This is a genomic window from Fibrella aquatica (assembly GCF_041321135.1).
GTDB classification, from domain to species: Bacteria; Bacteroidota; Bacteroidia; order Cytophagales; family Spirosomataceae; genus Fibrella; species Fibrella aquatica.
Genome location: NZ_JBGGWF010000007.1, coordinates 160,634 through 177,204, shown reverse-complemented (window position 1 = coordinate 177,204; position 16,571 = coordinate 160,634). Strand labels below are relative to the sequence as shown.

Sequence of the window (16,571 nt, the reverse complement as noted above, 5' to 3'; positions counted from 1 at the left end):
AGAATTAAGAAGTATGAACAGAAAATTGAGAACAAGGAATGGCTAATCTAGTCGATTAATTCAGCATTCTTCATCCCGCATTCCTAATTACTAGCCTGTGCTCCTTCGGTTTGGGTAGTCCCAAATATCCGGCAGCTTGTATATTGGGGATCAACCGTGATATATACGTCACCAACCGATTTACGGAACCACTCGTCGATGGCCTTGTTTTTCTTGTTCTGCAACACAATGTTTTGCAGCTTTTCGAAGTCAAGCTTGTAATCGGCGGTATGCGGGGCAATTTTCGTTTTGTAGTACAAAATCCGTACCCCGGTTTTACCATCGTCGGACCGATAGGGCAAAACGGGTGTCATTTTACCTACAGTCATGGTGTCGAGAATAGAGAACATGGCGTAATCCATGGTGCCATCCATAGCCATCCGTGAGCTACCTGTCTGTTCATTACGCAGTAAACCGCCCGCATCGGCCGTGGTTTTGTCTTCTGAGAAATCTTTGGCGGCTTTCTCGAATTTCAAGCTGTCTAGCTGAATCAGATTTCGTAGGCTGTCCAGATAACGTGTGGGGTCGGTAACGTCGAGGCGGCTATATTCAGGGCGCAACAGAATGTGGCGGGCATGATATTCGGCCCCCCGCGTTTCGATGAGCTGAATCAAGTGAAATCCGAAGTCAGATTCGACGATATCCGACATTTCGCCGGGTTTGAGTTTAAGGGCTGCTCCTTCAAAAGGGGCCACCATCATGCCGCGTTTGGCAAAACCCAGGTCACCGCCTTTTTCGCCCGAACCCACATCTTCTGAATTGGCTTTGGCCAGCACGGCGAAATCAGCCCCACGGGTTACACTGTCTTTCAGGGCCTGTAACCGCTGACGCAACGTTTCTTTCTGAGCTTTGGTAACAACGGCGTACCGCACAATCTGACCAACCTCAACCTCGGCCGGCATGTAAGGAAGGCTGTCTTTGGGAATCGTGTTGAAGAATTTCAGCACATCACGGGGCGTCACTTTCGTCTTTTCCGTAATGGTTTCCTGCATTTTGCGCGTCAGCATCTGGTCACGTACCTGCACGCGTACTTCGCCTTTCAGCATTTCCAGGCTTTTGCCAAACTGCTCAACAATGTTTTTCTCCGAGCCGTACTGCTGAACCATGTACGACATCCGGCTATCGAGTTGGCTGTCGACCAGCTTCTCATCGACTACCACCGAGTCAATCTCGGCTTTGGCCAGCATCATTTTGTTGATAACCAGACTTTCGAGTAACTGACATGGTTCCGGAGCCTTCTGCCCATTCGCTCCATACGATTGCAGGGCTTCGTCCAGATCCGATTTCAGGACGTAATAATTATCGACCTTGGCAATGATCTTGTTCAGCAGAATGGCCTCTTCAACCACCGTGTCGGCGGCCGTTACACCCGAAGGCACTTGCGTTGCCCGGGCCGATTGTGGTAACGCCGATGTCCGGGCGGCAAATCCCCCCGTGCTGAACGCCTGAGCAAGCGTCAGCGTAGCACCCAGCAGACTCAGCGATGCAGTTTGTAGTTTGTTCATATTTTAAAAGGGAGTTTGCTGTTTACTGTCTACAGTTTACTGTTGCTTCGCTTACAAACGCAAGGTGCTATTTGCAGCGCAACGGTAAACTGTAGACAGTAAAACAGCAAACTCATTTCAGTAGTCGTTTCAATTCCTCCTCGTTCACCTGAACGGGGTATTTCTGACGTAGTTCAGCTAAAAACTGCTGTTCCAGGTACGTTTGGTACTCATTAATCACGGTGCCACGCGCCTCGGCAAACGTGCGCGGACGGGGCGGATCGATGCGGCTGATAGCGATGCTCACTACCCGATTCCCATTCGTAAACGTGGTGGTGCCGCTTTGCCAGGGACGCTCGTCCAGATACGCATTCTGACCTTTAGCAAAAATGCCTTCTGTAATGGTTACTCCTTCTGTAGCCGTACCGCTCACCACCCGGGCAACATCCTGTTTCGAGGTGGTCAGGTACGTAAACGTAACCCGTCGGGCATCGTCACGGGCACCCTGCAAATCGTTCTCGTTGATGCGCGCGAGTTGAATGCCATTGCTGGTCAGGTACGTTACCACTGACCGAAGCCGCCCGGCCGAGGTACTGTCTTTTTCATTGGCAGCGTGCGAAGCTTTCACATCAAGTATGTAGGCCGGATTTTTCACCATCGTTACCAGAATATCGTACATGGCATCGCGGTTGGTAGCCGAAAGTGCCGTTTGGTTTGGTTCGAACTGTAGGGTTGGAGCCGACCGTTTCAGCGCATATGGACTGGTAGCCAATCGGGTTTTGACCTCATTCAATAACGTCTCGCTGGGTGCTTCGATAATAGTTGCTACAGCTCGTTCCGGGTACGTGTATCGGGCTTTGTTCTGCTCAAAAAACTGTTTTTGCCCCAGCGAATCGGTTAATGAACGTTCCCAAACGGTGGCTTCCATCACCTGTGAAAGCAGTACACCGTCGCGCACTTCGTTCAACAGGTTCCTAAACTCAGGGTATTTTTTGTCCAGATTCGCTTCTTCGGCCACCAGTAACTGATCGTCGATAAAACGTGAGTACAGCCGCTGCATAACCCGGTTAGGGGTAAGACCCGTTTCGGTGCGTGGTAGTTGCTTCTGTTGAACGTAGGTGAAAAATTTTCCGATCGGCACGGTCGTTGAGTACCCGCCGGTTCCCTCAATGGTCAGCAGGGGCTGGGTGGCAGATGGGTCCGTTTCGGCGGGAATACGCCACCGGCCCTGTAACAGGCTTGAGTCTGCTTTAGCCAGGGCTACCTGCTTGGCTGCTTCATTCTCCACTACTTTATAGTCTCGGCTCAACCGTTGAACGGTAGCCTGACGAATGACTTCGGCTCTTGAATCGGTTACCACTTTTTGCCGGATGGCGGGCGCTAGTTCGGCAAAGGGTTCTATTGGGGTGCGTTGAATGAGTTTCAGTACATGCCAGCCATAGTTGGTTCTGACCGGTGGGCTGTAGCTTCCGGGCGCGGTAAGCGCAAAAGCGGCCTCTTCCAGCGCAGGCACCATCTGACCCGTAGCAAACGACGGTAATTTACCGCCCGTATTTTTGCTCTGCGCATCATCGGAATAGGTACGTGCCAGCGTTTCAAATGCCTCACCGGCTGTCAGTTTTGCGTAGGCCTCGTCGATCCGTGCTTTGGCGGCTGCTACTGCATTGGGTTCGGCACTGGGCGATAGGCGGACCAGAATATGGGCTACCTGCACTTTCCCGCGCGATGGTCGCCGGTCGGCTACGCGGATGAGGTGATACCCGAAACGGGTACGTACCGGGGCTGACAAACTGCCAACCGGAGTCCGGTAAGCGGCATTCTCGAACGGGTAAACGGTTCGGAAAACAGAGAAATAACCCAGATCACCGCCATTTTGGGCTACTGTGGGGTCTTTAGAAACTTCTTTGGCTACGGTAGCAAACGGCTCTCCGCTCAGCAAACGCCCGCGAACGGCCAATGCTTGCTGATAAGCGGCCAACGTATCGGCGGGCGTGGCTTCTTCGGCTACAGGAATGAGCACGTGCGAGGCGCGCACTTCTTGCTGCATGCGCTGATAGGCCTCACTGGTCAGTTGCTCAACCAGCGCTTTATCGGTCAGGTACGTTTGAGCAAGTTGTTTCCGGTAAGTAGCCATTTCTTCGCGAAAGGCTTCTGTGGTGTCGCGGCCGGCTTGTTCGGCGGCCAGCACTTTCAGCTTCAGGTTCGTATACAGATCCAGATAACTGCGAATATCGGTGCGTTGCGACGAGTCGGCCGAGAGTTGGTTTTTCGTAAAGGAATCGAAAAACTCATCGCTGGTAAAGACTTTGTTGCCTGTTTGTGCTCCGCCAAGCGTTAAAACGACCGGAACAGGCGGTGCAGCAGGTGTAGTGGTGGCAACCGGAGCCGACGTTTTGCAAGCGGCCACGAACAGCAACAGCAGGGCTGAACTGGTAAGGCGACGAGTTATAGGCGTGCCGAAAGAAGGGGGAGAGAACCGCAAAAACAACGAATTTGAAGCAGGTAAGCGCATGTATAATTTGCTACGTTCAGAACAGTCTTTGGCGTGTAAATGGTGCCGACTGAGAACTAACAAAGATAGGATTTATTGACCAGAAGGCCCTATTTTAACGTTTTTTAGCGACAGATCGTACGTCAGCTCATAGTCGAATGAATCGCGGAGGTGTTGGCCCGTAAAGTGGGCTGGTATGCGCATAAACCGCTTACCCGACTTTTTCAGAGAGGCATCGGTGACCTCAACGCTGCTTTGGCCCAGCACGTCATCATCGTCGAGCTGATTGGCGAATTGCAGGCCCATCCCCGCCGCAGTAAGCCCGGCAGCTACGTATTTCAGAGGCGTTAAGGCTTCGACCCCCGCCAGCAGAATGCCCGCCGGTACGCTGATGACCGTATTCACTTTCTGAATCTTGCTAACCATCTCCGATGCCTTGTTGTAATCGTCGACCTCGATCAGCACCATCGACGCCACAATACGCCCGTTTTTAGGCATCGGCAACCGAACCGGTATTGCCTGACTCAGATCGGCCGAGGCACCTTTTGCCATTGGTTGCACACCCCAACCCCCGTTGATAACGCCAACGGCTTTGTTGTTGGCGTCGTAGCTCACCAGCGAATAAGCCAGCATGACCTCATCACGACGGCTAACCGTTTCTTCCAGGTTATTGGCCTTAAGTGAGTTAGGTTTCAATTCGGCCGTCAATGAGCGAGGGGCCGCGCAGGAGGCAAGGAGAAGAAGCGAAAGGCCGCAGAGCGGAAGTTTCATATGGCAATGGAGAAGCTTTACGGTACAACGGATTTGAGGCTGAAAAAAGTCTTTTCTTTGCACCATGCGCTTAGTTACCTATAACGTGAATGGCATTCGGGCGGCCATCAAAAACGGCCTGATCGACTGGCTGCGGGAGAATCCGGTTGATGTGCTTTGTTTGCAGGAAGTGAAAGCCACGCATGATGTGGTTGATCTGACGTTGCTCGATGAGCTTGGCTACACCTACCACTGGCACGCCGCCGAAAAGAAAGGCTACTCTGGCGTGGCCACCTTCGCCAAAATGCCCGCCGACAACGCCGTTATGGGTTGCGGACTGGCGCATTACGATTGTGAGGGCCGTATTCTGCGCACTGATTTCGGCGACCTCACCATTCTGAACTGTTATTTTCCGTCAGGTACGTCGGGTGACCTTCGGCAGGGATTCAAGATGCAGTTTCTGGACGAGTTTTACGACTACGCCCAGAATCTCCGGCAGTCACGACCCAACCTGATCGTGGTGGGCGACTACAACATTGCCCATACCGAGATTGATATTCACGATCCTGTTCGTAACAAAAATTCAACGGGTTTTCTGCCTGAAGAACGTACCTGGATGACGAAGTGGTTTGCCAGCGGTTTTATCGACGCCTTCCGCGAAAAGAATCCCGACGCTGTCGAATACAGCTGGTGGAGCTACCGGGCCGGCGCGCGAGCCAACAACAAAGGCTGGCGTATCGATTACATCTCCCTGGCCGAACCCCTCCGCGACCGCCTGCTTGCCGCCGGTCATCACGCGTCTGCTGTGCATTCCGATCACGGACCTGTTTGGGCGGAGATACGTAACGCGGACTTTAGTCCGCATTTATAGCGATTAAAATGCGGACTAAAGTCCGCGTTACGTTATGCACTACCTCATTTACAAACCCTTCGGTATGCTCTCGCAGTTTTCGGCGGAGGGCGGCAAGCAGACGCTGGCTGAATTGTCGTTTGCTTTTGAGCGGGATGTATATCCCGTAGGGCGACTCGATGCCGATAGCGAAGGGCTGTTGCTGTTGTCGAACGATAAATCGATCAATCACCGCCTGCTCGACCCGCGTTTCGCGCACGAACGTACCTACTACGTACAAGTCGACGGGGCCATTACAGATCAGGCGTTGCAACAACTGGCTGAAGGCGTTACTATTACCGTTGACGGAAAAGCGCACCATACGCTGCCGGCCGTGGCCCGGCGAATCGATGAGCCTGACCTGCCGCCCCGTAACCCCCCCATCCGGTTTCGCGCCAACATTCCTACGTCGTGGATTTCGTTGACATTGACCGAAGGCAAAAATCGGCAGGTACGTAAGATGACGGCCGCCGTTGGCTTTCCTACACTCCGGCTCGTGCGCTGGTCTATTGGCCATCTGACGGCCGAAGGCATGCAACCCGCTGATGTTCGTAACGTACCTGAATCTGACATTACCCAACTTCTGAACACAAATGGATCAGCCGCTCCGCGTATGCCTCTACGGCCCCGAAAGCGTTGGTAAAACAACCATGGCCCGGCAGTTGGCCGGCCATTACCAGACGGTGTACGTACCCGAAGTAGCGCGCGATCTGATTACATCGAACGATCTGACAGCCGACGATTACGCCCGAATTGCCGTGGCGCAAACCGCCGCTGTTGAACAGGCGCTGCCACTGGCAAACCGCGTGCTGATCTGCGATACCGACCTGATCACAACGCAATTGTACGCGACGATCTATGGCGTACCGCATCCGGTGATTCTGACCGAACTAGCGGCTCAGGAAACGTTCGACGCCTATTTTCTGCTCAACACCGATGTTCCCTGGGTAGCCGACGGATTGCGCGATCTGGGCCACCGTCGTGATGAGATGTATGCGCTTTTCGAGCAGGCACTCACCGAGCGCGGCATTAGGTACGTTGTTGTGTCAGGGGCCGACTATACCGCCCGAACGGAAGCCGTTATAGCCGAAATTGATCGGTTACTAGCTGGGGGAAGGTAGCCAATAGCCGATCAATTTCTGTCTGTTCTTGATCAATGGCTGAACCAACTGTCGGGGATATCCATTGGCTCGCCGCCGTTGAGGCTGTACTTGAGTTTCAACGTGAAGCCGCCACCTCCTTCGATGAAATCAACTTCGAATGGGTGCGCTCCTTTGGCCAGCGCTACCTGCCCGCTTTTTTCGATGGGCGAGTGATTGCCATCGTTGTCAACGACAAGCCGATTGGCCATTCGTAGCACGCCGCCATCGTCGCAGTTATAGAAGAAGCTGTAAATGCCCGTTTCAGGTACGTTCACGTAGCCCCGAAACTGAATGCCGAAACTGGGCGCGTTGACCGACTTAGGCACCACCACATTGTTGATGACATACGTACTGTCGGCGGTTCGGCCGGTCATGCCTTTCGTGTTGCGAAAGTATTTCTTGTAATAACTGCACTGCAAACCCGGTTGCGCATTGGCAGCACCGACCGGCGTAGCGTAGGCCTGTTGCTGATACCGAAGGGCGTACAAATCGCCCCGAACACCCGATGGCGTAAAAGCCGCCACGTTGACCACCTGCGGTTTATCGATGACCAATCCCGCGGGCAGTTCGGGCGAGGTCTGTTTAGGCTGGGTGCCATCGGTGGTGTAGCGAAGCGTATAGCTGGCGAGCGGTTTGTTGATTCGCAGCGTGGCCCGATCAACGAAAACGTTTTCCTCAGCGAAGCCCGTAAGGTCGGGGAGGCGGTAGTTGATGCCCATTGCTTCCATGCGCAGAAAATGGGTTTGTAACCGCTGCTGATACGCGGAAAAATCGGGTCGGGCGGTCCAGACTAATTCGGCGAGGGCCGTCATACGAGGCATCACCATGTAATCGGCCCGGTTTTCGGTGGGGATGTACTCGGTCCAGAGGTTGGCTTGGGCGCCCACGAACTGCTTTGCCTGCTGAGCGGTCACCCCGTTAGGAATAATGTCGAGGTTGTAGACACCTTCGACGGAGCGAATGCCGGGTGGGGCATCGAAATAGAGATTACTTCCGGGTGTCATCACTACCGTATTTCCGTTACGAGCAGCTTTGACCGGGGCATCTTTCACCCAGCTACGCCAGTACATCACGGCCGTCGACGGCTTCAAACCACCTTCGAGGGCATCGTCCCAAACCATCAGTTTCTTGCCTTTCGACTGCACGAATTGCTCAATCCGGTGCACGAAATAGCTTTGCAACTCCTCTACATTTTTGATGCCTTCCCGTTTCATCAGCTCCTGACAAGCGGCCGACTGTGCCCAGGTCGTTTTCTCTACTTCGTCGGCACCAATATGCACGTACTCACTGGGGAACAGGGCGATTACTTCGCTCAGCACCGTTTCCATAAACGTGTAAGTAGGCTCGTTGCAGGGGCAAACCGGTACCGAAAACGTTTTGCCCATCCCCGGCTGACCCGTGCAGCTCAGAAACGGATAAGCTTTAATGGCGGCGCTAAAGTGGCCGGGCATATCTATTTCGGGAATGATCTCTACATGGCGGGCGGCGGCGTAGGCAATCAGCGCGCGTAGCTCGTTTTGGGTGTAGAACCCGCCGTATTGAGTCTGGCCGTTCTGTTGCCGGAGATGGGCTTTTGGTAAATCAAAATCAGGATTGGTCACGGCTCGTTTCAACACGACTGAGTCCTGATCATTAAACGTGCGCCAGGCTCCTTCGGTGGTCAGCTTGGGATAGGCCTTTATTTCCATCCGCCACCCCTGATCGTCGGTCAGATGCAGGTGAAACTTGTTGAACTTATAAAGCGCCATCCGGTCGATGTATTTCCGCAGGTAATCCATCGAAAAAAAGTGGCGCGACACGTCGAGGTGCATCCCTCGCCAGGCGTAGGCAGGCTGATCCTGAATCTGTACGGCGGGGAGCGTCAGGGCTTGCGCGGGTTTGCCTCTCTTCTGTTCAATACCGACGGGCAGCAACTGGCGAATAGTCTGAATAGCCCGAAACATACCTGTAGGCGTGCTTGCCCGCAACGTAACCTGCCGGGGCGTGATGGTGAGCCCGTACCCCTCAGCCGACGAAATGGCCGGATCGTATTGCAACTCAATTGTCGAACCGGTGCCCCGCGCCGCGAGCGGTTTCCCCAAACTCGGTTGCAGCAATTGGTTCAACTGGTCGGCTTCTGAACGAAACCGGCTGTCGTTGACCACCAACGCTGTTTGTGTCGTAATTCTGAACTCACCTTGTGCGGGGGTAAGCGTGGTCGGAAACGGAATAAGCGGATACCGTTTGGCTAGTTCCTGAGCTTGACCAAAAGAGGTTATCAACAGGCTCACTATCAGGCAGTAAATTCGAATCATGGATTGAAGGAATAGGAGGGGAGATAAGGTCAGGGTTAGCGATAGACGTAGCCTAGATCACTACAGCAGTGATTTTGCCAGCCGTTTTGCGGAGTTCGATGCAGGCCGGGAAAACAAGACCCGGATCGTGGCGGCGCATTACCGTTTCCTGCAACGTACCCAGTGTCCGGTTCACTTTCCCCTTGAAAACGCGTTTCCCGTTGTAACGTACCTCAACAGGTTTGCTCAGGTTCATCATCGTATCGTTCAGGCGAATGATCAGGGTGTCGTACTCGTTCTTGTCGATGGTGACGACGTTGCCTTTGTATGATGCCATGACCTCGCGTCCGGTTTTAGCCTGTTCGTCGGGTATGGCCAGCCAGTAAAAATCAAGATGAGTCCGGTCGTCCTGCTTCCAGATTACTTTGTTTGGGACCGGATTCCGCCGGAAAGGCATCATCTAGGCTACGGCAACGGTGTCTTCGCGTTGCATCCAGTGGCCGCGCCCCTCATGCAACTGCACTAGGTGTTTGTAGCCGTCGGGGTCGGTGGTTTGCAGACTGTCGAGCCAGTGACCCCATCGGTCGGCAATCTTGTTGCGGTCGTAGGCTTTGTCTAACGCGCCCATGTGCAGGGTAAAGCCAATATTGCGCAGGTTTACCGGCGTTACTTCGTTGGGGTGCCCCGCCATCATCGCGGCTGCTGCCCAGCGGTCAGCCATGCGGGGAGCCAGTTGATATACCCCGTCGCCCCCCGCCGAATAGCCCATTATGTACACTTTGTTGGGATTTACACCCTCCATCAGTACAGCGGCCTGGATGAGCCGATCGAGCATCGGGTCGATGTGGGCTTCGTGCCACAGATTCCAGGTGTTGGTGGGCGCGCGTGGGGCTACATAAACGCCCTCGGCCGGTTTGTAAAGCCCGATCTGGTTTTTCCATTGTTGATCGTTGACTTCCGGCTTGGCGTTGCCACCGCCGTGCATGGATATGAACAGGCTTCGTCCGTCGGCGGGTTTGTCGCCGAACAGCCGGTACTCGAACTTCATCGTGTATTCGCCTTCGGTTAGTGTTTTGTCGGTCCAGCTTTTTTTCAGCGAAGCCGCCCGTTGGTTACGTTCATCGTTGAGTAGCAGGGCGGCGGCTTCGGCGGCTTCCTGCCGTGTCAGGCCGGCTTTGGCAGCGGGTTCACTTCGTAACGAAGGCCGTTGGGCTGAATTGGTGGTCAGCCATTTTTTCAGGTACGTTACCGGTTGGGCGTATCCTGTCGTGGTTAGCAATACAAGCGCAATCAGGGAATATAAAGGAAGTTTCATAACGATTAATTAGTGGCGGATTTGTCTGGGTTCATAACGGTTAAGGTGGGTGTCAGTTTCCAGTTGTTGTCGAAGAAACCGGCCATTCGCACGCCCCGGCTATCATCGTGCACCATGTCGAGCCTAAAGACCATAAAGTCGGGAAAACCGCTGGCCCCCGCAAAATACTGATTGGCCAACGCCCGCCCGCCTTTCAGCCCCGTGCCGACAATAACGCCTACCGATGCTGTGGCTAAGCCTTTGATAGGCCAAACGAAGTTAGCCACCAGATCGTCGCCTTGCCCTTGTTTTGGCATAACGGGGAGGGTAAATAGAGAGGGCTTTTTCTTAAAAAATTCAGCAACAAAAAGTACTGAAATTTTCAAGAAAAAGCCCTGGATAAATAGATACAAAAAGCCTTTAATTCGACGCTGTATTGCAGTTGTCGGGCTTCATATCGGGGAGTTTTTTCTTCGCAGTCGATTCGGTCACCTCTGTGAAAATGAGTTTATCACTCATAAAACGGACTTTTACATCGCCCTGAATGAAATACACTTTATTGGCTTCCAGGTCCAGGCTAAGCCCGTCTTTATCCGGAATATTCAAACCACCGGCAACGGAGGTGAACTCAACCTTTCCTGGTTTCAACTGCGCGCTAAAATACCGTTTGTTACTAAGACGGCAGAGTTCAGTCCCATTGGCGCGGATAGTGAAGTTGACGGCCGCACGGGTAAACTGTGCGGGCCGATAAAAGACAACCGTAGCCATATCTTTTGTAGGCTCTGGAATTTGGGCTGTCGCTGCGCTGGCAATAGCCAACAGGGCAACCATGGAGCAAATAAAGGAACGCATATGTAAAGGGTTTGATGTGATAATGTCGAAAGATAGGGGCAGAGAAAGTCTGTTTAAAATAATTCCCGCGCAATCTTTTGTACGTTATCGCCTTTGCCCATGGTGTAGAAATGGAGTACCGGGGCACCAGCGGCAATCAACTCTCGTCCTTGCTGAATGCTCCACTCAATGCCCACCTGACGGGCCTGTGCGTCGTTTTCGCAAGCGGCAACGGCATTCACGAGATCGTCGGGCATATGGAGGTGAAACAGGCGCGGTAAGATCTCCAACTGCTTTCGGGTACTGATTGGTTTCAGGCCGGGAATGATAGGAATCGTGATGTCATGTTCGCGGCACCGCTTCACAAAATCGAAATAGCGCGCGTTGTCGAAAAACATCTGCGTAACGATGTAATCTGCTCCTTTGGCCACTTTCTGCTTCAGGAAATCGAAATCAATATCGTGGTTTTCGGCTTCGAAATGCTTCTCGGGATAGGCCGCCACGCCAATGCAGAAGTTACTCGGTGTCATGGCCGTATCTTCTTCGTGCAGGTAATGCCCCTGATTCATGTTGGCCACCTGTTCAACGAGTTCACTGGCGTAGGAAAAACCGTTTTCTTTCGCTTTGAAGGTTTTGAACGGCTTGGCCGGGTCACCCCGCAACACCAGCACGTTATCGATACCGAGGTAATTCAGGTCGATCAGGAAATCTTCCGTTTCGTCACGCGAGAAGCCGCCGCAGAGCACGTGGGGTACGGGGTCGACGTTGAAGCGGTGCATAATGGCCGAGCAGATACCGACGGTACCGGGCCGTTTACGGGTCACGATCTTCTTAATGGTGCCGTCGGGCTGCGGTTGCTCAATGTACTCCTCGCGGTGGTAGGTAACATCGATAAACGGCGGCTTAAACTCCATCAGCGGCTCAATGTTATCGAGCAGGTTTTTCAGGCTATCGCCCTTGATGGGAGGAATGACTTCAATCGAAAAAATAGGTTTGCCATTCGCTTGGCGAATATGATCCGTAATTTTTGTCATTAGGTGGGTGTCGTTTATAAAGTAAACACTACTCGGAAACAAAACTTGTGCTGGAAATGCTCCATCGGAAAGCCACACCGCTGGCAAAACCACTGCTCCAGGGGGTTACTGATACCCGCACAGGTCGATTACCAGGTCGGTTTTCGTGCAGCCTGGGAATGCCCCATCCAGCCAGTGAACCAACGGCCGCGCCAACCAGTAAATCGCTGGGGAAGTGCTGCCCGGCTTCGTAGCGCAGGTAAGCCGTGCCCGTTGCCAGTCCGAGTGATCCAGCCCAAATCCAGGGTTTAGCCTTTGAGTTGGGATGATAGTTTCGAAAGATTTCACCCGCAAATACGGCCGTAGCAAAGGCGTTGGCAGCATGCCCCGAATAGAAAGCCCGTTGCGTATCTTTCTCCAGCTTCTCATCGAGTGGGGCGGCGGGGTTATAAGCGAATGGTCGGGTACGTTCAAACGCATTCTTAACGGTACTCTTTACCCCGTTGGTCAAGAGCATGGTTTCTACGTACATCACGCCTACGGTAAACAGTTCGCTCTTGAAAAAAGAGTTGTTGGGCGCTGAAGATGACCTGTCGGGCATGGCGTTAACGGGCGCTTTGGCCGATAGCATCACCAGTCCCGTGAGACCAATACCGGCTCCCAGCGTAAGGTCACTCAGCCGATCGGCATCGGGCGAATACTGGTCGAGGGCCGACCGGTCGAAATTGGGTACGTTGGCCCGATTGAGTTGCTGAACGGTGGTAGGTGTCAGGGGCGATAAATTTTGGTTTAGCACATAAGCGGTGCCATAGGAGGCCACGCCGGTACCCAAAATGATTGCCTCGCGGCCGGTTTTCAGGGAGTATGGCGACAGGGATTGCGCCCGTATCTGAGCCGTCAGCGAAAGGCTGATCAAGATTCCGGTAACTAGTTTTTTCATATACGCTCAACGCGGGGCACGTTTCCCAGCCAGACAATCCGGCCCTCAACGGTGGGGTAGCCCATTTCTTTGTATAAGTCGATAAAGGTAGGGAGGTATGATTCTGTTTTGGCACCCACACTCTCGTATTGCACCAGAATAACGCCACCATCGGGCTGGTGAACAACGCGGTGGGGCGCTCCTTTGGCCTGATTGCGGGTTAAAATGCTCCGATCGGTATCGATGCGCCGGTCGTAGCCAAAAACGTCGGTTAACCGTTCGTGGCTGACAATGGCGGTTAATCCATCCCGAAGATCGGCAATTTCAACCGAACGAATAACGCCTTCCCGCACCAGTCGGGCCAGGGTTTTATCAACGCAGTCGATGCCTTTTATCAAGCTTAGGGCAGCGCAAAGCTTGCGATCTCGTTCGCGGTTCTGTTCAAACGTGCGGGTATCGAAAACGCGCTCGGCCATGCGGCGTAGCTGCATATTCTGACCGCGCGACCCACTCTTGATGAGCTGAAGATCAATCGATCCCCGTTGGCTGCCGGTCATTGTTGGCGCATGTTCGTTTGGAGTTCGTGGCCCCAACCCAAGAACGAGAACGTACTGCCCACGACCTTCTGCCCACTGGCAACCGGCCTGTTCTGCTACCTGACTGTCGCGCAAAAAACTGTGTAGCCAATAAGCCGATGTAGCCTGTCCGCGTTGCGATGAAAACTCTTTCCGTTCCGCAATGATGTACAGCCGGTCGGTTGGTCGGGTAAAGGCTACGTAGAGCAGATTCATGTTTTCAATGAACGTGCGGCTTTTCTCGTTGGCGTACTGTTCCCGAACATCATCGGGCGTGGAATCGAGTTGTTGCGTCAGGGTCACCTGCGCGTTCATTAGCCGATTCATACTCCCATCCGGCATGGCTACCGACAGTGGGGCGGTGTCAACACCAGCCAGATCAACCCAGATGGTATCGCGCGGATTAGGGTCAACAGTCCAGTCGGCGAAGGGGATAATCACAACGGGGTACTCCAGCCCTTTCGCTTTGTGGATGGTCTGAATGGTAACGGCATCGGTAGTAAGACCCTCGCTGACCGATACCTTGAGGCGGGCCGTTTCCCAATGCGTCAGGAAATCGGCGAGGTGACCACTTTCGCGGCTGGTAAACGTCAGAATTTCGTCGAGAAAACGGAACAGGAAGGGCTGATCGTGCGGCCGGTCGAAGAGGTGGAAACAGTGAGCCAGTTTTTCGGCCAGTTCATATACGTTCAGCTGCACCAGGCCTGCCGGGTTTAGATCGTAACCGTCATTGGCCAGATAGTCGAACACGGGCGCTTCGTCGAGTGCATCGGCAACGTACCTGAGTGTTTCGGTTTGGGCATCGTCGGGTACGCGGTTATGCACAACGCTATGGTACAGATACAGCATTTCGTACCGTACCTGCTTTTGGCCGGGCCGACTCAGCATGGTCAGCATGGCGATCAGTAGCCGCACCGGTTCCGAAAATTGCAGGGATAACGAGTCAGCCGACGACAGTGGAATGCCCAGCCTGTTTAGTTCGTTGGCAACAAGCTGCGCACTTTTTCGGCTACGGGTCAGCACGGCCATATCACCAAACGAGTACCCGTCGGCCTGCGCCTGATGAATATGCTGGATGGTCAGCTTCACCATTTCGCTGGACACTTTGCTATCTGTGCCCAGGTCGTCGGCACCAATAAAATCGACCTGAATATGCGCCGAATCAGGTGCTTTGGGCGACGGTTTCTGCTGGAATGCTTTCAGTTCGTCATATACTTCATCGATCCGGTGATTGGTGTGGGCATACTGACGGGCTACGTAATCGAAGAAAACGTTATTAAACTCCACAATGGGCCGGGCCGAACGCCAGTTGGTGTCGAGCGTCTGGGGCGTAATCTGTCCGTGCAACGCATCAATGCGTTCGGCCGTCCAGGTGTGTTGACCGTGCAGGCGTTGCAGGGTGTTGAGGTTACCTCGGTGCAGGGCCACAATCTGATCCATGTCGCCCCCCCGAAAGCGATAAATGGCCTGTTTACCATCGCCCACCGCCAGGTTAAAATACCCGCTGCCAAGTGCGTTTTCAATCAGCGGCATCAGGTTGGCAAACTGCAATTGCGACGTGTCCTGAAATTCGTCGATCAGGATATGGTTGTATTTACTGCCCAGCCGCTCGAACAGAAACGGCACAGGTTCGGTCTCGACAATGGCTTTGATGCGCTTGTTGAACTCCGAAATATGCACCCGGTTGTCTTTTCGAAGCAGGTCCACAAATTCATCGCGGATTTGTTTCAGCAGGGCCATTTTCTGCAAGTGGGGGTCAATGGCCTTGTAAAGCGTTAGCAGTTTTTCGTTGGCATCGCGTTCCTCCCGAATGGCATTGAAGCACTGACAAAGCGAATCGGCAATGGTGTCAATGGCTGCCCGTGTATTCAGGGACGTGGTTTTGGTGCACCATTCACCGTCGTTGATGGCTTTGGTGGCGGTTGCATTGGCGGCCTTTCGCGTATCACCTTCGGCAATGGCTTTGAAGAATCCACCGATGCCTTTCTCGCCGAGTTTGAAGTCGCTGGCGCTCAATCCGGCGTTTAGAATGTGCCCCCAGGCGGTTTTTCCGTGATCCTGAATGCGGTCAGCTACGTCGGCACCAAAAGCAAGCAGCTGATTTCGGATGGTACGAATCTGACCGGGTGTTAGGTCGGCAATACGGCCTACTGCCTCGTAATGTTGATCGGAAGTAAGCACGTTGCCAAACTCGCGAAGGGCTTCGGCAATCTGATTCCAGCTTCGGCCGTCGCGGGCGGTTTCCTCAAAAATCTGGTGAAGAATGGTCGTAATATCGGCCATTTCTTCTGTGCCCACTCGCTCGATCAGGTTATCGACGGCCACTTCCAGCACCCGGTCAGTATCCATTTCTACTTCAAACGAATAGGGGAGGCCCAACTCGTCGGTAAATGCCATGACGAGCCGCTGCGTGAAGGAGTCGATGGTGGTGACCGAAAAATCGGAGTACCGGTGGAGAATAGCATGAAACAACCGCTGACAGCGTTTCCGGATCAGTTCCGTCAAAGCCGGAAAGTCGGGATGATCCGATTGTTTGAGGGTCAGTTCAGCCGTGAGTTCGGCCAGAAAACGGTCTGATTCAGGGTTATTCTGTGCAATGCCTGATACTTCGCGCAGAATCCGCTCTTTCATTTCATTGGCCGCCGCATTGGTGAACGTGATGGCCAGAATATTCCTGAAATACGTGCCTTTAAACGTGTCTGATTCTCTAATCAGCCGACCTTCACCCAACGCCAGTTTGAGGTACTCTTTGGTCAAAGTGTAGGTTTTCCCCGACCCGGCTGAGGCACTGTATACGTTGAACATGGAAGTTTTAAGTTTCAAGTTTCAGGTTTCAAGTTTCAGGTGCGCCGCTACAACATGAATTTGTTG

The 16,571-nt window shown here is 53.4% G+C and carries 14 protein-coding genes; 3 read left to right on the top strand and 11 right to left on the bottom strand.

Features of this window, described 5'->3' with window-relative positions:
• Positions 1-83 precede the first annotated feature (83 nt).
• The 3 genes from ACAW87_RS17175 to ACAW87_RS17165 all read right to left on the bottom strand — a co-directional run bounded on the left by ACAW87_RS17175 (position 84) and on the right by ACAW87_RS17165 (position 4,785).
• Positions 84-1,544, bottom strand: a complete 1,461-nt coding sequence (locus ACAW87_RS17175; RefSeq protein WP_370724864.1) for a peptidylprolyl isomerase — start codon at positions 1,542-1,544, stop codon at positions 84-86.
• Positions 1,545-1,656: 112 nt separating this feature from the next.
• Positions 1,657-4,035 carry a peptidylprolyl isomerase gene (locus ACAW87_RS17170; RefSeq protein WP_370724863.1) on the bottom strand — a complete coding sequence of 793 codons (2,379 nt, stop codon included), beginning with the start codon at positions 4,033-4,035 and terminating at the stop codon, positions 1,657-1,659.
• A gap of 72 nt (positions 4,036-4,107) precedes the next feature.
• A complete protein-coding gene (locus ACAW87_RS17165) occupies positions 4,108-4,785 on the bottom strand; it encodes a hypothetical protein (protein WP_370724862.1) in 678 nt (225 codons plus the stop codon).
• 64 nt (positions 4,786-4,849) lie between these two features.
• On the opposite strand from ACAW87_RS17165, the gene ACAW87_RS17160 reads away from it, so the two are divergent.
• The 3 genes from ACAW87_RS17160 to ACAW87_RS17150 are packed head-to-tail and all read left to right on the top strand — an operon-like array spanning position 4,850 to position 6,774.
• Complete coding sequence (locus tag ACAW87_RS17160) at positions 4,850-5,635, top strand: exodeoxyribonuclease III (protein ID WP_370724861.1); 786 nt, start codon at positions 4,850-4,852, stop codon at positions 5,633-5,635.
• A 34-nt stretch (positions 5,636-5,669) separates the two neighbouring features.
• The gene (locus ACAW87_RS17155; protein ID WP_370724860.1) at positions 5,670-6,296 is read left to right on the top strand and encodes a pseudouridine synthase; all 627 of its coding nucleotides are present in this window, start codon (positions 5,670-5,672) and stop codon (positions 6,294-6,296) included.
• Positions 6,247-6,774, top strand: a complete 528-nt coding sequence (locus tag ACAW87_RS17150; RefSeq protein WP_370724859.1) for an AAA family ATPase — start codon at positions 6,247-6,249, stop codon at positions 6,772-6,774. Before ACAW87_RS17155 ends, ACAW87_RS17150 begins: the two co-directional genes overlap by 50 nt.
• A 32-nt stretch (positions 6,775-6,806) precedes the next feature.
• On the opposite strand, the gene ACAW87_RS17145 is transcribed toward ACAW87_RS17150, so the two are convergent.
• The 8 genes from ACAW87_RS17145 to ACAW87_RS17110 form a co-directional block, all read right to left on the bottom strand.
• The gene (locus tag ACAW87_RS17145) at positions 6,807-9,089 is read right to left on the bottom strand and encodes a family 20 glycosylhydrolase (protein ID WP_370724858.1); all 2,283 of its coding nucleotides are present in this window, start codon (positions 9,087-9,089) and stop codon (positions 6,807-6,809) included.
• 52 nt (positions 9,090-9,141) lie between these two features.
• Positions 9,142-9,528, bottom strand: a complete 387-nt coding sequence (locus ACAW87_RS17140) for a hypothetical protein (RefSeq protein ID WP_370724857.1) — start codon at positions 9,526-9,528, stop codon at positions 9,142-9,144.
• On the bottom strand, positions 9,529-10,383 hold the full coding sequence (locus ACAW87_RS17135; RefSeq protein WP_370724856.1) for a hypothetical protein: 855 nt from the start codon (positions 10,381-10,383) through the stop codon (positions 9,529-9,531). It abuts the gene before it with no gap.
• A 5-nt stretch (positions 10,384-10,388) separates the two neighbouring features.
• Positions 10,389-10,679 (bottom strand): hypothetical protein, encoded by a 291-nt coding sequence (locus tag ACAW87_RS17130; protein ID WP_370724855.1) that lies wholly within the window; start codon positions 10,677-10,679, stop codon positions 10,389-10,391.
• A gap of 103 nt (positions 10,680-10,782) precedes the next feature.
• Positions 10,783-11,214 carry a DUF2846 domain-containing protein gene (locus ACAW87_RS17125; protein ID WP_370724854.1) on the bottom strand — a complete coding sequence of 144 codons (432 nt, stop codon included), beginning with the start codon at positions 11,212-11,214 and terminating at the stop codon, positions 10,783-10,785.
• Between the two features lie 53 nt (positions 11,215-11,267).
• The gene (locus ACAW87_RS17120; protein ID WP_370724853.1) at positions 11,268-12,227 is read right to left on the bottom strand and encodes a methylenetetrahydrofolate reductase; all 960 of its coding nucleotides are present in this window, start codon (positions 12,225-12,227) and stop codon (positions 11,268-11,270) included.
• Positions 12,228-12,255: 28 nt separating this feature from the next.
• Positions 12,256-13,146 carry a phosphatase PAP2 family protein gene (locus ACAW87_RS17115; RefSeq protein ID WP_370724852.1) on the bottom strand — a complete coding sequence of 297 codons (891 nt, stop codon included), beginning with the start codon at positions 13,144-13,146 and terminating at the stop codon, positions 12,256-12,258.
• Positions 13,143-16,505: a UvrD-helicase domain-containing protein gene (locus ACAW87_RS17110; RefSeq protein WP_370724851.1), complete on the bottom strand. Its 3,363-nt coding sequence runs from the start codon at positions 16,503-16,505 to the stop codon at positions 13,143-13,145. Before ACAW87_RS17110 ends, ACAW87_RS17115 begins: the two co-directional genes overlap by 4 nt.
• Between the last annotated feature and the right edge of the window lie 66 nt (positions 16,506-16,571).

Excerpts from the sequence above, each read along its gene's own strand:
- ACAW87_RS17175 (WP_370724864.1), bottom strand. The coding sequence starts at position 1,544 with ATGAACAAACTACAAACTGCATCGCTGAGTCTGCTGGGTGCTACGCTG.
- ACAW87_RS17170 (WP_370724863.1), bottom strand. The coding sequence starts at position 4,035 with ATGCGCTTACCTGCTTCAAATTCGTTGTTTTTGCGGTTCTCTCCCCCT.
- ACAW87_RS17165 (WP_370724862.1), bottom strand. The coding sequence starts at position 4,785 with ATGAAACTTCCGCTCTGCGGCCTTTCGCTTCTTCTCCTTGCCTCCTGC.
- ACAW87_RS17160 (WP_370724861.1), top strand. The coding sequence starts at position 4,850 with ATGCGCTTAGTTACCTATAACGTGAATGGCATTCGGGCGGCCATCAAA.
- ACAW87_RS17155 (WP_370724860.1), top strand. The coding sequence starts at position 5,670 with ATGCACTACCTCATTTACAAACCCTTCGGTATGCTCTCGCAGTTTTCG.
- ACAW87_RS17150 (WP_370724859.1), top strand. The coding sequence starts at position 6,247 with ATGGATCAGCCGCTCCGCGTATGCCTCTACGGCCCCGAAAGCGTTGGT.
- ACAW87_RS17145 (WP_370724858.1), bottom strand. The coding sequence starts at position 9,089 with ATGATTCGAATTTACTGCCTGATAGTGAGCCTGTTGATAACCTCTTTT.
- ACAW87_RS17140 (WP_370724857.1), bottom strand. The coding sequence starts at position 9,528 with ATGATGCCTTTCCGGCGGAATCCGGTCCCAAACAAAGTAATCTGGAAG.
- ACAW87_RS17135 (WP_370724856.1), bottom strand. The coding sequence starts at position 10,383 with ATGAAACTTCCTTTATATTCCCTGATTGCGCTTGTATTGCTAACCACG.
- ACAW87_RS17130 (WP_370724855.1), bottom strand. The coding sequence starts at position 10,679 with ATGCCAAAACAAGGGCAAGGCGACGATCTGGTGGCTAACTTCGTTTGG.
- ACAW87_RS17125 (WP_370724854.1), bottom strand. The coding sequence starts at position 11,214 with ATGCGTTCCTTTATTTGCTCCATGGTTGCCCTGTTGGCTATTGCCAGC.
- ACAW87_RS17120 (WP_370724853.1), bottom strand. The coding sequence starts at position 12,227 with ATGACAAAAATTACGGATCATATTCGCCAAGCGAATGGCAAACCTATT.
- ACAW87_RS17115 (WP_370724852.1), bottom strand. The coding sequence starts at position 13,146 with ATGAAAAAACTAGTTACCGGAATCTTGATCAGCCTTTCGCTGACGGCT.
- ACAW87_RS17110 (WP_370724851.1), bottom strand. The coding sequence starts at position 16,505 with ATGTTCAACGTATACAGTGCCTCAGCCGGGTCGGGGAAAACCTACACT.